Source organism: Stieleria sp., from assembly GCF_041595215.1.
Classification (GTDB): domain Bacteria; phylum Planctomycetota; class Planctomycetia; order Pirellulales; family Pirellulaceae; genus Stieleria; species Stieleria magnilauensis.
The window spans coordinates 1-15659 of record NZ_JBFHKV010000058.1; the positions used below are offsets into that span (position 1 = coordinate 1).

General features: G+C 59.8%; 13 protein-coding genes. 7 read left to right on the forward strand and 6 right to left on the reverse strand.

The genetic code is table 11. The features are described from left to right. The coding region (locus ABX749_RS03990) for a hypothetical protein (RefSeq protein ID WP_372894856.1) at positions 1–391 on the reverse strand (391 nt) is incomplete at its 3' end. A gap of 298 nt (positions 392–689) precedes the next feature. Between ABX749_RS03990 and ABX749_RS03995 the strand changes: the two genes are divergently transcribed. Both ABX749_RS03995 and ABX749_RS04000 read left to right on the forward strand, forming a co-directional pair. Next, positions 690–1226 (forward strand): hypothetical protein, encoded by a 537-nt coding sequence (locus ABX749_RS03995; RefSeq protein ID WP_372894857.1) that lies wholly within the window; start codon positions 690–692, stop codon positions 1224–1226. A gap of 140 nt (positions 1227–1366) precedes the next feature. Continuing rightward, a complete protein-coding gene (locus ABX749_RS04000) occupies positions 1367–1831 on the forward strand; it encodes a hypothetical protein (protein ID WP_372894858.1) in 465 nt (154 codons plus the stop codon). Positions 1832–1869: 38 nt separating this feature from the next. Here the strand turns inward: ABX749_RS04000 and ABX749_RS04005 are convergent, their stop codons facing one another. After that, entirely contained in the window at positions 1870–2649 is a 780-nt protein-coding gene (locus ABX749_RS04005) for a hypothetical protein (RefSeq protein WP_372894859.1), read from the reverse strand. 184 nt (positions 2650–2833) lie between these two features. Next, positions 2834–3412: an aminodeoxychorismate/anthranilate synthase component II gene (locus ABX749_RS04010; protein ID WP_372894860.1), complete on the reverse strand. Its 579-nt coding sequence runs from the start codon at positions 3410–3412 to the stop codon at positions 2834–2836. Between the two features lie 336 nt (positions 3413–3748). Here ABX749_RS04010 and ABX749_RS04015 point away from each other — a divergent pair, with 336 nt between their 5' ends. After that, on the forward strand, positions 3749–4300 hold the full coding sequence (locus ABX749_RS04015) for a DUF2617 family protein (protein ID WP_372894861.1): 552 nt from the start codon (positions 3749–3751) through the stop codon (positions 4298–4300). Between the two features lie 141 nt (positions 4301–4441). Further along, positions 4442–5206, forward strand: coding sequence for a HisA/HisF-related TIM barrel protein (locus ABX749_RS04020; RefSeq protein ID WP_372894862.1), 765 nt, complete (start codon positions 4442–4444; stop codon positions 5204–5206). Between the two features lie 92 nt (positions 5207–5298). On the opposite strand, the gene ABX749_RS04025 is transcribed toward ABX749_RS04020, so the two are convergent. Further along, a complete protein-coding gene (locus ABX749_RS04025; RefSeq protein ID WP_145222186.1) occupies positions 5299–6537 on the reverse strand; it encodes a DEAD/DEAH box helicase in 1239 nt (412 codons plus the stop codon). A 60-nt stretch (positions 6538–6597) separates the two neighbouring features. Then, positions 6598–7884, reverse strand: a complete 1287-nt coding sequence (locus tag ABX749_RS04030) for a hypothetical protein (protein WP_372894863.1) — start codon at positions 7882–7884, stop codon at positions 6598–6600. Positions 7885–8588: 704 nt separating this feature from the next. Here ABX749_RS04030 and ABX749_RS04035 point away from each other — a divergent pair. From ABX749_RS04035 to ABX749_RS04045, 3 genes are all read left to right on the forward strand, one after another. Beyond that, positions 8589–10061 (forward strand): BBP7 family outer membrane beta-barrel protein, encoded by a 1473-nt coding sequence (locus ABX749_RS04035; RefSeq protein WP_372894864.1) that lies wholly within the window; start codon positions 8589–8591, stop codon positions 10059–10061. A gap of 172 nt (positions 10062–10233) precedes the next feature. Then, positions 10234–14469: a beta strand repeat-containing protein gene (locus ABX749_RS04040; protein ID WP_372894865.1), complete on the forward strand. Its 4236-nt coding sequence runs from the start codon at positions 10234–10236 to the stop codon at positions 14467–14469. 61 nt (positions 14470–14530) lie between these two features. Further along, on the forward strand, positions 14531–14671 hold the full coding sequence (locus ABX749_RS04045; RefSeq protein WP_372894866.1) for a hypothetical protein: 141 nt from the start codon (positions 14531–14533) through the stop codon (positions 14669–14671). 73 nt (positions 14672–14744) lie between these two features. Here ABX749_RS04045 and ABX749_RS04050 read toward each other — a convergent pair. After that, positions 14745–15659: putative 2-dehydropantoate 2-reductase (locus ABX749_RS04050; RefSeq protein ID WP_372894867.1), on the reverse strand; the 915-nt coding region annotated here is incomplete at its 5' end.

Below are 15659 nucleotides of genomic sequence, written 5' to 3' on the forward strand. Positions count from 1 at the left end.
CTTGCAGCCCACCACCGAGCAAGTCGCCACCGAGCAGATCGTCACCGAGCAGGCTGTCACCGCCGTCGGTCAACCGGTCATCTGCCGCTGGCGTTTCACTTTCGTCTCGTGCTGCGATCCGCAGCGTGTTGCGCAGTTGATCGACCGACAGCGGAGCCTGCGTGTCGCGATCGGGGGCCGGAGCGATGCGTTGGAGTTGGTAGAACGATTCTGGATTCCAGGCCGCGGGATGGGGGGAGCGTTGTGGGGGCTGCCATGATTCTCGCCACGAATCTCGGTCGCTCGGATGCGACCAGGACTGCGGCATCGTTTGCTGCGCCGCCGCGGGGGCTGGGCGAAGCGTCAAGATCACGGTGATGGATGCCACCAGAACGATGGATTTGGCTTGCATTGCCCGCCTGTCCGGAGTTCGGAAGGATCAAAACGGGGCCGGTCGACTGCCACCGGCCTGACTCTTCGATTCGTCCTGACAGCACCGTTGCATCCGGTCGGACTGTCATAGCTGGTTCAGGCTTCCTAATCGGAACAGCTTATTGAGGAAAAACCCTCTGCGGGGTCACCGCAGGTCACGTTGTCGGTGATTTTTCGAGCTAGCGTTCAGTGTTCGCGCAGTCGGCGCGAAAGCTAATCAAACCGGACTGGTTCTCAGTCCAATCCCGGCAGACCCTCTCACAACGGTTGTCAGAACGATGCCAGCGTATTCCTACAAGACCTTGCCCACCGAGGGGCAAGCGAAAACGTATCGATGCAAAGTGGTCGGAGACAGCGCCGCAACACTCCAGGTCGGTCGCAAGCCACTGAAAGTCTTCGTTCGTGAAACATCCGGTGGCGGTTTCACACTAGGACTTGGCCCCAAACTGGCAAAAAAGATCAAGTCGGGCAAAAGCTACGATCTTCGCTATGACGGGCGTCGCATGCAAGTCATCGCCGAAACGTTCGTCGAAACGGTTCAAGGCGAGGCTCGATTGCAAGTCGGTACGATCCGTGAATACGAACCGAAAGAGCGCTGGGCATTTCGTCTCCCCTTTACCAAAGGTTCTCGCGTGATCGGACATGAATCTGGCATCAATAGTGGTGCTGCCTACGGTGGTTTCGTGTTGGTACTGTTTTGCGTCATGTCGCTGCCCGGCGTCGGCGACCGACTCGGCACCGCACCTCGAATCGAATCAGCCCTGGCAATGATGAGCAAGAACATCACCGACGTGGTGCACGCAATCCGCCACTAACCCGCAAATCTTTCCTAAAGCCTCTCGTCGTCGTAACCGATACAAATGGTGTTCGCATCCGCGGACGCCATTTTTTGATGCGCCCTGGCACCTGGGCTGACACTCTATCCCGCTGTGAAGTGGTGAACGAGAGCAACACGATGAGAGCTGACCGCAAACCAGACGAGCGACTGAGTCGTGTTTCACGCACGCTGATGGGCCTAGCGCTGCTCGGCTTCGCCGTGACATCCAGCACCGGTTGCCGACTGTGTTGCGACCGCGAGGACCAGGCCTATTCGGCCTATGGTGGCAGTTGGGAGCGGACGCAGCGTGACTCGGGACGCGTCGGCAGTCTGTTTGATCCCGGCGGTGCTCGTGTCGGAGACGTTTCACCTCGCGACTCGGGGCGTGACGAAATCGAAGCCCGCGAGCGGGTCGCACCGCTCGGTGGCGTCAAATCCAGGGGCTCCGACGGCGACCCGACACCTGAACCGCCCCGGCTCGAGAAAAAGTCGGACGAGGAAACCGAGCAGGAATTTCAGGAGCGATTGAAACGGTTCCAGAAAGAGAAAATGCTCAACGCGAGCATCGTCCCCGGTGAACCCTCGCCGCCCGATTTTCGCTAACCCGTCGCGCCGCTGATGCGGCCGTCATCGCCGTGTGCTTACGGTTCGTCGATTAGTACGACGTCATCGGGCAGCGGCAGCATTCCATGCCGGGTCAAGCGGTCCAATTCACGGTAGCGGATGCGCACATAGTCGGTCGTGTTGTTCAATGCCTGCTTCATTCCGGCTTCGATCAACGCTTGGACTTTGGCGTTATCGATCTTGCCGCCACGTCCCGCCACCGAAGACAGCGGTACCCGCATGACTTCCAGTTCCTTGGCGGCATCGAGAAAGTGTTTTTCAATCCGTGGGTCGGAGGAGATCCGGACATGATCGAATTCGTGACGCACCACGCGGTCGTCCCAAAACTGATTTGCCGATGGCGGAGAACGCAGCCAGACATCGTGTGTTGAAATTAATTTGATGGAGCGAAAGCGCACGCGAATCGACACCATCGTTTGGCTCAGTGCGTTTCGTCGACTTTCAATCTGCCATTGCGCGCGGCTGTCGTAGCGATAACGAAACGTGAACCGAGTCTCACCGGCCAACCGTTGACCGACCGGTAGCAATGCCGCATCGCTGGTCGGCTGACCGCCGGTGATCAATCGCACCGTCCCGCGGCGGATCAACGCGGCGACTTCGGGTGTCGGTTTGGGCAAGTCATCGAGTCGAATTTCAACGCTGCGGTCATCTCGGTCTCCACCGCGCTCGGGACTGCGATCGGCCGTTTCCCTTTGGCCCAGCGCTGGCGCAGTGCAGATCAGTGACATCGCCAACACACTGGCGATGCAAGCCAACCGATGAGTTGACGGTGAAGGGTCACGACGTAACGGATGCATGAGATTCCCGGGTTGTTCGGTAGCGCATGCCAAGCGTCTGCATCGGTGAGTTTGGAAGCTGCGAAGCGTTGCGGTGGATGTGGTTTGGCACACTCGCTCGCGCGTCCTGGCTTGTAAGGGAAATTGCCGTTTCAAATGTCACGCATCGCAGCAACCTGTTCTTCAAGATCGATGTTGAATCGGTTCACCAACGCAGAAACCGAGTCAGCATTTCGATCCCCGGCTGGGTGAGAAAGCTTTCCGGGTGAAACTGCCATCCTTCCAGTTGAAAGTTCTTGTGGCGGACACCCATGATTTGTCGTTGTCCCCCGGTGTCGGTCCAGGCGGCGACTTCCAAACAGTCGGGCATGGTTTCGGGGTCGATCACCAGGCTGTGGTAGCGCGTGGCGACGAACGGATTGCGAAGCCCTTGGAACAACCCTTTGTCATCGTGATAGATTTCGTCCGTCTTGCCGTGCATCAGTTGAGGTGCTCGGATGATCGTCGCACCGAACGCTTGACCGATCGATTGATGCCCCAGGCAGACGCCCAGCATGGGCACCTTGCCGGCGAAGCGACGAATGCACTCGACACTGACGCCGGCTTCGTTTGGCGTGCAGGGGCCAGGCGAAACCAAGATCCGATCCGGCGACAGCGATTCCATTTCATCGACCGAGACTTCGTCGTTGCGAAACACGCGCAGCTTCGTCGTCGGGTCGATCTCGCCCAATCGTTGCACGAGGTTGTAGGTGAATGAATCGTAGTTATCGATGACGATGACCATGCGGAAACCAGGTAACAACGGGGCTGTCTGTCAATGGGAATCTGAACGCGATTGGACAAAATGCAAATCTTTCATTTTGGAGCGATAAACGCTCTTCTGTCTTGTTCGCGAGAGCATCTATAATGACGTGCATCAGGCGATTTGCCGAGAGCCTGACGCGTCACTTCGAATCGGAAAAGAGACGAAACGCTCGGCGGTTTGCGACCTCGGGTCGCGCGTTATCGTAATCTGTTGTCCATTGTCGGCAGAATCGGACCATCGCAAGGAGGGGGCGTTGCCCCGGATCTGCTGTCGGTTTCTGCCCCCTTATCATTCGTCGATCCCGGAATTCCGCCAGTGCTCTCGGTTCGCCCCAAAGTCGCCGAACTCGCGTTTCACGTTTTCAGCCGTTCGCTCCACCCCGAACTCTACCGGGTGCATCGCACGCGGCGAATTGAGCGAAGTGCGTATCACGCGCAAGTCAATATCACCAATTGTGGGCACGTGATCACCTGGAACACGACCGGCAAAACGCCGGTGACCGTGTGTGAAGTCGCCACCAGTGCCCATCAACCCTTGCCCACCAAACGCTGTCTGGTCAGCCATTCACTCAAGGGCAGTCGCACCGACAAGGCCGATTTTCATTTCGGCATCGGCTATCGAACCCATTTCCAGCTCGAGCCTGTCGCGCCGGACATGTTCTTCATGGTGCAGCAGCAACTTTCCAAGCAGCCCACCGAAGGCCTGCTACACACCTTCGATGCCAGCGGCAGGATGTCGCTCGGGGCACTTAGCTACGTCAATATCGAGACACGCCAACGCTCGATGTTGGTTCAGGCGATTCACACGTTTCCCGACGATTATGCGATCGTGAAAGTCGAATCGTTGTTCTCCCTGCCCGACGCATGATGTCCGGAGGCGTGGGGTAAGCATCTTGCTTGCCGGTCTTCACACGTTGAAAGCTTACAGCTCGCAAGCGGGGTGCTTGGGTTTCGCAAGTTGGACGCATCGGTTTCGCAAGCTGGAAGCGTACGCCACTTTGGGGTTGAATTGGATAGCGCACTTGTTTCGCGTTTCGTCGGCGTCGTCGATCTGCAAGACGGACTCGCGGTTCACGGTGTCGGGGGGCAGCGCGATCAGTATCTGCCGGTGTCGATTTTTCGAACCGCCGGTCCGTCGTCCCTTCGAATCGACGGGGATGCGTGTCGATTGATCGACGGCTACCAAAGCGTCGGGATCGGTTCTTTCTACGTTGCCGATCTGGATGGCATCCGGCATGACCGTTGGCAACAGTCGCTCATCGAAGCGATCGTCCATCGCGAGCCGGCGGCCAATGATTCCGATCGCCGTGGAACTCTGTTCCTTGACCTGGGACTGCGTGCGGCGGTCGCTCCAGAGCGTTGGGACTGGATGGAATCGTTGGTTCGCAGCAACCCGAGCGTCGTGGTGATCCTGGCAACCGAATGCGCCGGCGACGTGTCGTTATTGGGAGACGTGTTGTCGCGCGTTCCGCATGACCAAGTGGCTGTCAGCTTTGACTACCAAGACGGGCGCTGGTTGTCCGCATCGACTTCGGAAGAGGCTTGGTTCGAGGCCTGTCGCCGGGCCGCGATCGCCACGGTGATCGGACTGGATCTGGCGTCTGTCGGGGGCACGTCGATCGAGCGTACGCTTGAGTTGTGCAAGCGGATTCGACGTCAATTGCCACAACCGCGTTACGTGACCGGCGGAGGGATTCGGAGCGCCGGCGATGCGCAGTGTTTGCTCGATGCCGGCGCCGATCAATTGCTCGTCGCCAGTCTGTTCGCCGAGTGATCGTCTTGGTTGACGCATTTGCGTCGCGGAACTCGAATGCGGTTCGTTTCGGTTGGGATTGCAACGGCGAACCGCGAGGCGAGTCCGTGTCCCTAGCGGCGGCGTTTGACTTTGCGGTGCATCGGATTGAGCCGTTTCCGCATCGGGTCGACCTCTTTCTTCTCCGGTTCGGCCAGTTTCTCGGGGGCTTCGAATCCGGGGATCGAGTCGCGGATCAGCAGTTTGTTGATTCGCTGTTCGATGCTGGTCAGGAAATCGCCCTGGCCGGGAACGATGAACGTGAACGCCACGCCGTCGCGGCCCATCCGCCCCGTCCGTCCGACACGGTGAACGTAGTCGTCGCTGTCTTCGGGAACGTCGTAGTTGATGATGTGTGAAATCGTGCTGATGTCGATGCCGCGTCCGACGACATCGGTGGCGACCAGGATCTCCAAGTCACGATCACGCAAGCGTTGCAGAACACGATCGCGCTCACGCTGGGCCATGTCGCCGTGCATGGCGGCACAGGAGGGATGTTCTTTGCTGATCGCACGATACAGGCGATCGGTGCCGCGTTTGGTGCGACAGAAGATGATCGCTTGCTCGGGTTTCTCCCGTTTCAACAGCTCGACCAGCAGGTCTTGCTTGCGTTCTTGCGGAACCGTGAAGTAATGCTGCTCGATCGTTTCGACCGACATTTCGTTTTTGCAGCAATCGATCACGATCGGGTCGACCATGTAGGATTCGGCCAGTCGTTGGACCGTGGGGGGCAGCGTTGCCGAAAGTAGCAGCGTTTGTCGGTCTCGCGGGCACTTTCGCAAGATGCGCTCGATCTGGGGCCGAAATCCGATGTCCAGCATCCGGTCGGCTTCGTCCAACACGACGCACCAGACGTCTTTGGTGCGGAGGGACCGTCGTTGCAGGTGGTCGTGCAGTCGTCCGGGGGTGCCGACGACGATCTGCACGCCGTTTTCAAGTTGTCGCAGTTGGGTGCGGATGTTTTTGCCACCGGCCAACACCGCGATTTCGGTGTGCACGCCGGCTGCCAATCGTTGCGCCTCGCGGCCGACCTGGTCGGCCAACTCACGCGTCGGGACGACGATGATCGCTTGCGGGTCGCGGCAGTCTTCGAGTGAATCGAGCTGTTCAAGGATCGGGATCGAAAACGCGGCGGTTTTGCCAGTCCCGGTGCGGGCTTGGCCGATCACATCGAGCCCCTGGAGCGCCAAGGGGATCAGTTCCGATTGAATCGGGGAAGGTTTTTCGAAACCGGCTTTTGCGAGCGCTCGGCGCATCACCGGGGACAGGTCCAGGTCGTCGAAACTGGCTTGTGCAGGTTCGAGGGTTTCCATTTGATTTGCATTCATGCCGCTAGCATAGCGACAACGCGCGTTTTCCACTACGACAGCTCGTCACCCTCGGGGCAACCAATTTGCCGAGGCGACGGATTGTTCCAGCCGAACGCGTCCCTGGCACCGCATTTCTTCTTCGGCAGCCGCCATTCGGATATGCACCATCACGTCGTTGCCCGCAGGCACCCGGTCCTGCCAGGCGATCGGGATGTGGATCCCATCGATGGGGGCCTGTCGAACCATGTCACGGACCTGTTCGGGGTTGAAGTCCCAGCGTCCGATCCGAGCGTCTTCCGAATCGTCGTCGGGATCCAGCACCACAACGGTCAGGTCCGCGTCGACATCGAAATTTTCCAGCGAGAGTGAACGGCCTTTGTCGTCGACGACCGTCACGACCAGGAACAGCCCGTCGATGTCGGCGTCTTGGTCAAATTGATGCCCGCCGGACAGGCCGTCGTGCAACTCCAGCCGGTCCGGGATCGCGAGCGGTTCGGTTGTGGGAGGTTCGAACCCCATCGTTTTGGCGTCGTCAGGATTCTTCACCTTACCCGGCGGCGATTCGGGATCCTCGTCCGGAGGCAGCGGCGGGCCGGGAATGATCTGATCGTCCATCAATTCGCCCTCGCCGGGCGGAATGAGTTCGGCCGGAGGAGGAAGTTCCAGGAACGGGCCTTCCGATTCCGTCGGCTTCGGAGCAGCGGGCGTTTCGGTTGGCATACCCAGGCCTTCTTTGGGAACGCTTTCTGTGGGCGGGTCGACCAGCGGCAGGGGCGAATCAGACGTCTTGGGGGCGTCTTGGACCGGCACGTTATCGATCGCCGGGGGCAGCGGCAGGCCCGTTCCGGCGGCGGGTTCCGGCGTTGGCGCTGGCGTGGGTGTTTCGGTTCCCGGTTGTTCGGTCTGGTCTGGAGTGGACGGCCGGGCCGGTTCGGTCACGTTGGGCGAATTCAGGTCCAAGATCTCGTAGTCATCCGGTGGGGGCGCGCGCTGATCGTCCGGCACTTGCGGCGGGCTTTGGTTCAGGATGCGTTCTCGGGGAACTCGATCGGACGGCCCTTCCGGGCGGAGGTCTTGGTTGCGCGACCGTTCCAGTTCATCGCGAAGCACGCGGTTCTGGTAATCGGCGTCATACAGCTGATCTTCCAGCACACGAATCTCATTGGCCATCTTGGCGCGATACAGGTCTTCGTGGGCACGGCCGCGGCAGCCTGGGGACAATCCGATCAGACAGCAGATCGCAAGCAGCGGGACGGGGAAACGCGCGGAGCGATTGCTAGCATCCCAGGCGTCTTTGGGAAGCCTGGCGTGTCGCAAGACGGGAACGGAGTCGGCCGGTCGCGCTGTCACAAGGAGCTTTGAAAAAGTCAGATGATTGGCTGAAGAAACAACAGCGAACGTCCGGTGCACCGGTTCGCTGTGTGTCGAGTACCAATCTGAGGGCGGTCAGGTCAAGTGTTCCTGTTGTTTCAGGTTTCAGGTTTCAGGTTTCAGGTTTCAGGTTGTCGCATTGGTCGCATTGGTCCTCTTCGTCCTATGACACCTCGATGGGACCGATGCTCCCCGGCCCGGTAGCCGTGTTTGGCAAGCTGTAGCGGTTACGCCGTGTTTGAGGATTTTTCCGATTTTTCGGATTTTGCCTTTAGGAGACTTCGGGGGCTCGTCGATATCGCAACTGACAGGTCGTGCCCGCTGCGTGAAACGCGGCGGCACTCCGAAAACCCATGCTGCGTTTGGCCTCCCTTTGCCATGACGTCAGTCTTCCGCGAGCGTCGCGGATCCGGCCGCAGCCGGGTTTTACCCCCCCAGAGTCTCAAGTGGTGACGACCGTGCCTAACTTTCAATTATCCCGCCCGCTCGCTGTCGCCTTGTTGGCAGCATTTTCGCTCAGCCCGCTCGGCGCACCGAGTGCCAGCGCACAGACCTCATCGGGGCAGCATCGCGATGACGTCGATCCGTCCGAGCATGTGCAGGCGGCCCGTGCCAGCTGGTCTCCCACCCGAACCTCTGCGGGCGTGACGAAACAAGTCCAGCGTCCAACGAGCCAGCCGGCAGTGCAACCCAAGAACAGTCGCCACGCCCAGGCGGTGCGGCCGACCAAGCGAACGTCTGCCGGCAAATCGGCTTCGACGAATGCCGCCGCGGCGCGTCCGTCGGGCGTCCGGCAAGCCGGACACCAAATCCCAACGCCTCCGCCGATGGAAGGCGAAATCATCTACGAATCAGCGATTGTCGACGGCTCCTGTGACGCGATGGGAGCGAGCTGCGGTTGCGGTTCGCTCGGGTGCGATGGCATCGGTTGCGATTCCATGGGCAGTTGTGGGCCTAATTGCGGATGCAGCATGTGCGGCGAGCTTCCCAGCGGGCGTGCTTGGCGACCGGCCATCACGCTCAGTCTTCCCCAAGACGGTTGGGTTTCATTCGAAGGCCTCGGGATCTGGTCCGACGGGATGGAGCTGCCCGCTCTGGTCACGCAATCACCCTCGGGGACCGCTCAAGCCGACGCCGGAGTGTTGACGCGAGACACCACGACGACGGTGTTTGGTGGCCCCGGCCGCGCTCTGTTTGACGATTCACGGACCGGTTGGAGACTGAAGTTCGGATTCTGGTTGGATCGATGCCACACCTGGGGTGTCGGTGCAGACTACTTGGAACTCGATCGCGAATCGGAAACGTTCTCGGCCACCAGCACGGGCGACCCGATCTTGGCTCGACCGTTCTTCAACACACTGACGGGCCGAGAGGACGCCGAGCTGGTCGCGTTGAACAACGGTGCCGACATTCAATTGACCGGAACGGTCGGCGTGACCGCTTACAGCGAACTTGCCGGTGGCAGCGTTTATCTGCGACGCATGATGTGCTGCGACGAGGGTTGCCGCCAATGGTTGTTCTGCGGATGTGCCGGCCACTACTGCTCGCGATCGGAATTTCGAGTGGGATATCGATTCATGCAACTCGATGAAGGGGTGGCCATCAGCGAAGACCTGACCAACAACGGAACCTTCAACATCGGTGACTTCGATATCATGGATCAGTTTGATACCGAGAACCAATTCAACGGTATCGACTTTGCTTGGAACTACCGCATCACACGCGGCTACTGGACGTGTGAAAGCCTCGTCCGCCTGGCGGTCGGCAACACGCGTCAAACCGTTCGCATCGCGGGCCAGACGGTGATCGTCGATCGCAACGACACGAGCAATCAGACCACGGACACTTACGACGCCGGTCTGTTGGCATTGGCGTCCAATAGCGGGACGCACCAACAAGATGAGTTCTCCGTGCTGCCCGAGTTGAATCTGACACTGGGATACCAGTTGACCGATCACTTGAAGGCGACCTTCGGATACACCGGAATCTACTGGTCCAACGTTGTTCGTCCGGGGCAACACATCCCGACGATGATTGACACCAATCAGTTGCCGCCGGCGATCACCGGTGCCAGCGATCCCCGTCCCCTGTTCGCCTTCGACACGACCGACTACTGGGCTCACGGCTTGACCTACGGCCTGGAGTACCGGTGGTAATCGTTAAAACCTGCAGCTGGGTGAATTCTTCTCCGCCTGGGGCCGATAGCAGCGATTGAGACTGGTCTCCCCCCGAACAATTGAACGCCGATCGCATTCAGGCAGTGAATCATTCACGATCAACGCATCGTGAGGATCGGCGTTCGGATCACCCGATTACAGGAACGTCCCCATGGTCTGGCAGCGAATGATTCAGCGACTGGTGCGTCGCAAGCATCGTTCAGATACCGAAACAAGAAGCAACAACCGTCGCGTGTTGCGGCACGAGTCGTTGGTCAAACGCCAATTGCTGGCCGCTGATATTGGTGCGATCTCCGGTGTCGCGTTTACGGACCTGACCGGTGACGGTCTGACCGGCGATGATCCACGTTTGGAAGGCGTGACGGTGGAGCTTTACCGCGACACCAACGCCAACAACACCTTCGATGCCGGAACGGACGTGTTGGTCGACACCGTCACGACCGACACCAGTGCGGACCCTGTGCCAGGGCAGTATCGCTTTGACGACCTGTCGGTAGATACGTACTTTGTGGTCCAGGGTGCGGCGCCCGGTGACGTCGACGAACCGTCGGCTCAACTGGTCGAAATCACCGCCGATGACGCCGATGGCGAAACCATCGTGACGATCGATGATTTCACCAGCGGCGCACAAATCGCAACCGCCATCGCTGCCCAGACGGTCGATCAAACCGTCTCGGCGACCAATGCCTTGGGTGAATTCCGCGACGCCCGGCTGACGCATACCGGTGCGGCCGGCAACACGACGTTCCAAGTCGACACGGCCAACCAACTGATGAGTCTGAGCACCGGTGGCGGGGCGACGAGCGAAGTGACGGTCGAATATGACGGAAACGATGGAGCCTTCGGGTTGACCGTGCCGCCTGGATTTTCACCGATCTCGTCGTTAGCAGGCGGAACCGCCGGTGGAGCCGTCCCGACCAATACCGGGATTGAAATCGTCGGCCGTGGGGCCAACCAAGCAGAATCGATGATCGTGACCGTGATCACTTCGGCAACCGAAGGATCCGAGATCACGATTCCGATTCAGCAAAACGCGACGCTGCAATCGATCTTTGTCCAGTTCGATGATGCCGGTTGGGGAATCATCGCGAGCGAGCCTGGGTTCACCGCGCCGGCCGACTTCAACAGCATCATCGCGATTCGCGCCCAAGCCGCCGTCACCAACGCCGACAACGACATCTTCTTTTCCGTCGTCGAATCGCGAGGCCCAGCCCCGGTCACGAGCAATCTGCAGAACACGCAGTTGTTGACCCTCGGCGGTACCGTCTTCTCCGATTTCGGCGGTGGAGCGGACACCAATGACGGCGAACTGGACGGCGGCGAAACAGGCGTCTCCGGAGTCACCGTCGAACTGTACGCCGAACCCGGCGGCGGTGGTGCGATCGATCCGAGCACGCAAGCCGCCGTTGCAACCACAACGACTGACGGCAACGGCGACTATTCCTTCGCCCAACTCTCCGCCGGCAACTACCTGGTGGTCATTCCCGAGTCCGAATTGGGAACCGGACAATCCTTGTTCGGCCACATCTCCAGTACCGGAAACGACCCGGCAGCGGACCCGGATGACGACGTCAGTGACGACGACAACGGGACTCTGGTCGCGGGCGTCGGAATCGTCACCGGCGAAATCACCTTGGTCGCCGGGTCCGAACCCACCGATGACGGTGATACCGATAACAATACCAACCTGTCTGTGGACTTCGGTGTCGTTCCGACAATCGATCTGGCGATCACCAAGACGCTCGACTCGGCCGCCTCGACGTTGCAAAGCGGTGGCGAAGCGTTCTTCGACATCGCCTTCCAAAACAACGGACCGCTGGATGCCACCACCGTGGTGATCGCGGATTTGATTCCCAACGGGATGACGATCAATCAGGCCAATTCGAACTTTGGCAGCTACACCCCGACGATCAACGGACAAGACCTGAGCGTCGCGATCGGCACGCTGGCCGCCGGAGCGAGCGACACGATTCGGATTGCCGTCGACATCGACAACGGACAAACCGCCGATTTGACCAACACCGCGACGATCAGTGGCGACCAGGTCGAGACCGACGACACGAACAACTCCGATGACGCCGTGGCGTCCTTGGTCACGACCGACTTGGCCATCACCAAGTCCGACAACACGACCGGTTCGGTCGTCGCCGGTGAAGAATTCACGTACACCATCACGGTGACCAACAATGGTCCGGACACCGCGACGGGAATCACGGCAACAGACAATCTGCCGGCCGACCTGTCGTTCGTCAGTGCCACGTTCACCACCGGCAGCGGAACGGTGACCGAAAATCCGGCCGGCAGCGGCAGCCTGTCGATCAGCATCGATGATCTGGCCGCTTCGGCGACCGCAGTGATTGACGTCGTCGTGCTCGTCGCGGCCGACGCCGGCGACACGCTCGACAACACCGCCACCGTTGCCGGATCGCCTGACACCGATTCCGATCCGTCCAACAACTCGGCGACCGAATCCACGCCGGTGGTTCGAAACGTGGATGTTGCCGTCACCAAAACGACGACCGGCACCGCCGTCGCCGGTGAGTCATTGACCTACACCGTCGAAGTCACCAACAGCGGTCCGGGCGTCGCCCGAGGCGTCGAGGTCGTCGATACGTTGGATTCGCGTTTAACGTTCAATAGCTTCGACGCCGGAACATCGGGCGTCACCGTCACCGAGAACGGCCAGATCCTGACGTTCGATGTCGGCACGTTGACCAGCGGGCAAACCGAAACGTTTACCTTCGTCGTTGACATCGCCAGCTCCGCCACGGGCACCTTGAACAACCAGGCCGACATCACGACCAGCGATGTCGATACCGACGCGACCAACGACAGTGACGACGTTGACGTCGCGATCACCGTGGACACCGATTTGGTGATCACCAAAGACGTCGATGCGGCGACCGCGGTCCCCGGACAGGATACGTTGACCTACACGTTCACGATCTCTCACGATACCGACAGCGTCAGCGATTCCGGCGAAGTCACCTTCACCGACACGCTGCCGGCCGGCGTGACCGGGTTGACCATTGACGCACCCGACGCCACGTCGTCCGGGTTCGACACCGCCCAACAAACCGTGACCGTGGTCCACGACCCGATTCCCGTCGGCGAGACCCGAACGTTCACCGTCACCGTTTCGGTCAACGAAGATGCCACGGGATCGATCGTCAACACCGGCAGCATCACCGTGGCCGGTACGGAAACCGACACGACCAACAACAGTGACACGGCGACGACCGACGTGACACCCCAGTTTGATGTGACGCTGACCAAGTCCGCTGGAGATACGACTCCGGATCCGGGCAGCAATGTGACGTACACGATCGATGTGACCAATTCCGGACCGAGCACGGCCACCAACGTGGTTCTGACCGATGACGTGCCGACCGGATTGACGTTTGTCAGCGGTTCCATCGATGGACAATCGGCAACGCTGTCGGGCAGCACGGTGACCTTCCCCGCGGTCTCGTTGGATGAAAACGAGACCTTGACTGCGACGTTGGTCTTCACCGTCGGTGTCGATACCAGCGGGACGGTGACCAACACCGCCAGCGTCACCGCCGACACGGGCGAGACGGACACGACCAACAACACGGCAACCGCTGCGATCACCGCGACGCCGCAGGCCGATTTGACGGTCGAGAAAACGGTCGATGACGACATCGTGCAAACCGGAGACACACTGGTTTACACCGTCACGGTGACCAACAACGGTGTGTCGACGGCGTTTGGTTCGGTCGCGACCGATACGCTTCCGTCGGGTGTCACCTTCGTCAGCGGTACCGACCAAGACAACAATGCCTTGTCGGCCAGCGGCGGTGTGGTAACCGTCGACGCCGGCGATCTCGCGCCCGGTGCGTCGTTCAGTTTCACCATCAACGCAACGGTTGATAGCACGGCAAGTGGAAACCTGCAAAACGTCGTGGTTGTATCAACGACAACGGATGAATCGGACGATACCAATAACACCGACTCAGCGACGACGGCCGTCGATCCGATGATTCGGTCGATCAGTGGTTCGGTCTACTTTGATCGGGACAACGATGGCGTTTTTGATTCCGATGAAGTCGGCATCGAGGGTGTTCTGATTCGACTGACCGGAACCGACAGTTCCGGTGATGCGATCGCCGAACGCACGGTGTTGACCGACGAAAACGGCGATTACCAATTCACCCAATTGGGCGCCGGAACCTACCAGGTCGAAGAGGTTCAGCCGGATGATTTCGTCACCGGTCAGAACACCGTCGGTAGCGGAGCGACCGCCACCGTCGTCGACGACGTCTTCACCGATCTGGACCTCGGAATCGACGAAGACGCAACCGGATTTAACTTTGGAGAACGAGCACAAGTGCTATCGAAACGACGCTTCCTCGCGTCCTCGTGATGACTGTCCCCGCGGAATGATCCTTCGTCTCGCACTTCGCCGGAGCCGGTGATGTAGCGAAATGCTGAAAGACGATCCGATCAACCGCGCCGACGCGACACTCTCACGCATTGGCGAGGAAGCTGCCAACGCACGGCCTTTCGGGGGGAAGGCCGTGCGTTTTTTTATTGTGTCTGCAATGCTTCAGGTGCTGACGGTTTGATGTCCGGCACTGAGTCTGCGATTCTAAGGTATCGCGGCGATCGCTGTGAAATCTCCCGCGTTGTTCTCCTCGCTCAAGATTCGCTTTGGGACTGGCGAGATGTCGACATGAAACACAGCATCTGGTAGAGCATCTCGACCTTGGGCATCGGTACGCCAGCGGCCTGTGCCGTGTCGATCGGGGTCTTGAGGATCGTTTGCAATTCCATCGTTCGCCCGGCCAAGTAGTCCAGCCGCATGCTGCTGTCGTACGGTTTCATTGTCCGCGTGTGATCGATGGTTTTTTCGATCCAGGACGAGTCGATCGAGGCGCCGCAAGCGGTCGCCGCGCGATGGACTTCCGTGATGATGTCACGGATCAGTTCAACCGACATCTCGTTTCCGATCAACTTGTCCGTCGATGCATCCAGTGCAACCGAAAGCCCGTTGAAGGGGATGTTCCACATTAACTTGCGCCAACGCACCATGTTCAGATCATCCGATGTCTGAACTTCGATTCCCGCCGCGCTCATCTCGGCACAAATCTGTTCGGCCTTGGACAACGTCTCCGCAGAGTTTTGATAGGGGCCGAAGACGATGCGTCCGTAGTCGATGTGGCGGATGTGGCCCGGCCCGACTTTGTTGCTGCATAGAAAACAGCAACCGCCGAAAACGCGTGGGGCGCCGAGCAGTTCTGCGACGGATTGTTCGACGCCGAGCCCGTTCTGCAGCACCAGCGCCACACCGCCTTGGGAAGTCGGCTGGGCCAGCAGCGAGGGCAGCAGATGATTGTTGACCGTTTTCAAACCGATCAACGTGACGTCGCAGGCCGGAACGGTGTCGATCGACGCGTGCGCGTTGACCTGGGGCAGATCGAAATCGCCCCAGTGGCTTTCGATCTTCCATCCGTGCTCGCGGACGTGCTCGTAGTCGGAGTGCAACAGAAAATGAACGTCGTGCCCGGCCCGGGCGAGCATCTCCCCGTACAGTCCGCCGACGGCGCCCGACCC

What these genes read in the sequence shown, in the direction of transcription:
- ABX749_RS03995 (WP_372894857.1), top strand. Translation starts at nt 690, where the DNA reads ATGCCAGCGTATTCCTACAAGACCTTGCCCACCGAGGGGCAAGCGAAA.
- ABX749_RS04045 (WP_372894866.1), top strand. Translation starts at nt 14,531, where the DNA reads ATGCTGAAAGACGATCCGATCAACCGCGCCGACGCGACACTCTCACGC.
- ABX749_RS04010 (WP_372894860.1), bottom strand. Translation starts at nt 3,412, where the DNA reads ATGGTCATCGTCATCGATAACTACGATTCATTCACCTACAACCTCGTG.
- ABX749_RS04040 (WP_372894865.1), top strand. Translation starts at nt 10,234, where the DNA reads ATGGTCTGGCAGCGAATGATTCAGCGACTGGTGCGTCGCAAGCATCGT.
- ABX749_RS04025 (WP_145222186.1), bottom strand. Translation starts at nt 6,537, where the DNA reads ATGGAAACCCTCGAACCTGCACAAGCCAGTTTCGACGACCTGGACCTG.
- ABX749_RS04005 (WP_372894859.1), bottom strand. Translation starts at nt 2,649, where the DNA reads ATGCATCCGTTACGTCGTGACCCTTCACCGTCAACTCATCGGTTGGCT.
- ABX749_RS04000 (WP_372894858.1), top strand. Translation starts at nt 1,367, where the DNA reads ATGAGAGCTGACCGCAAACCAGACGAGCGACTGAGTCGTGTTTCACGC.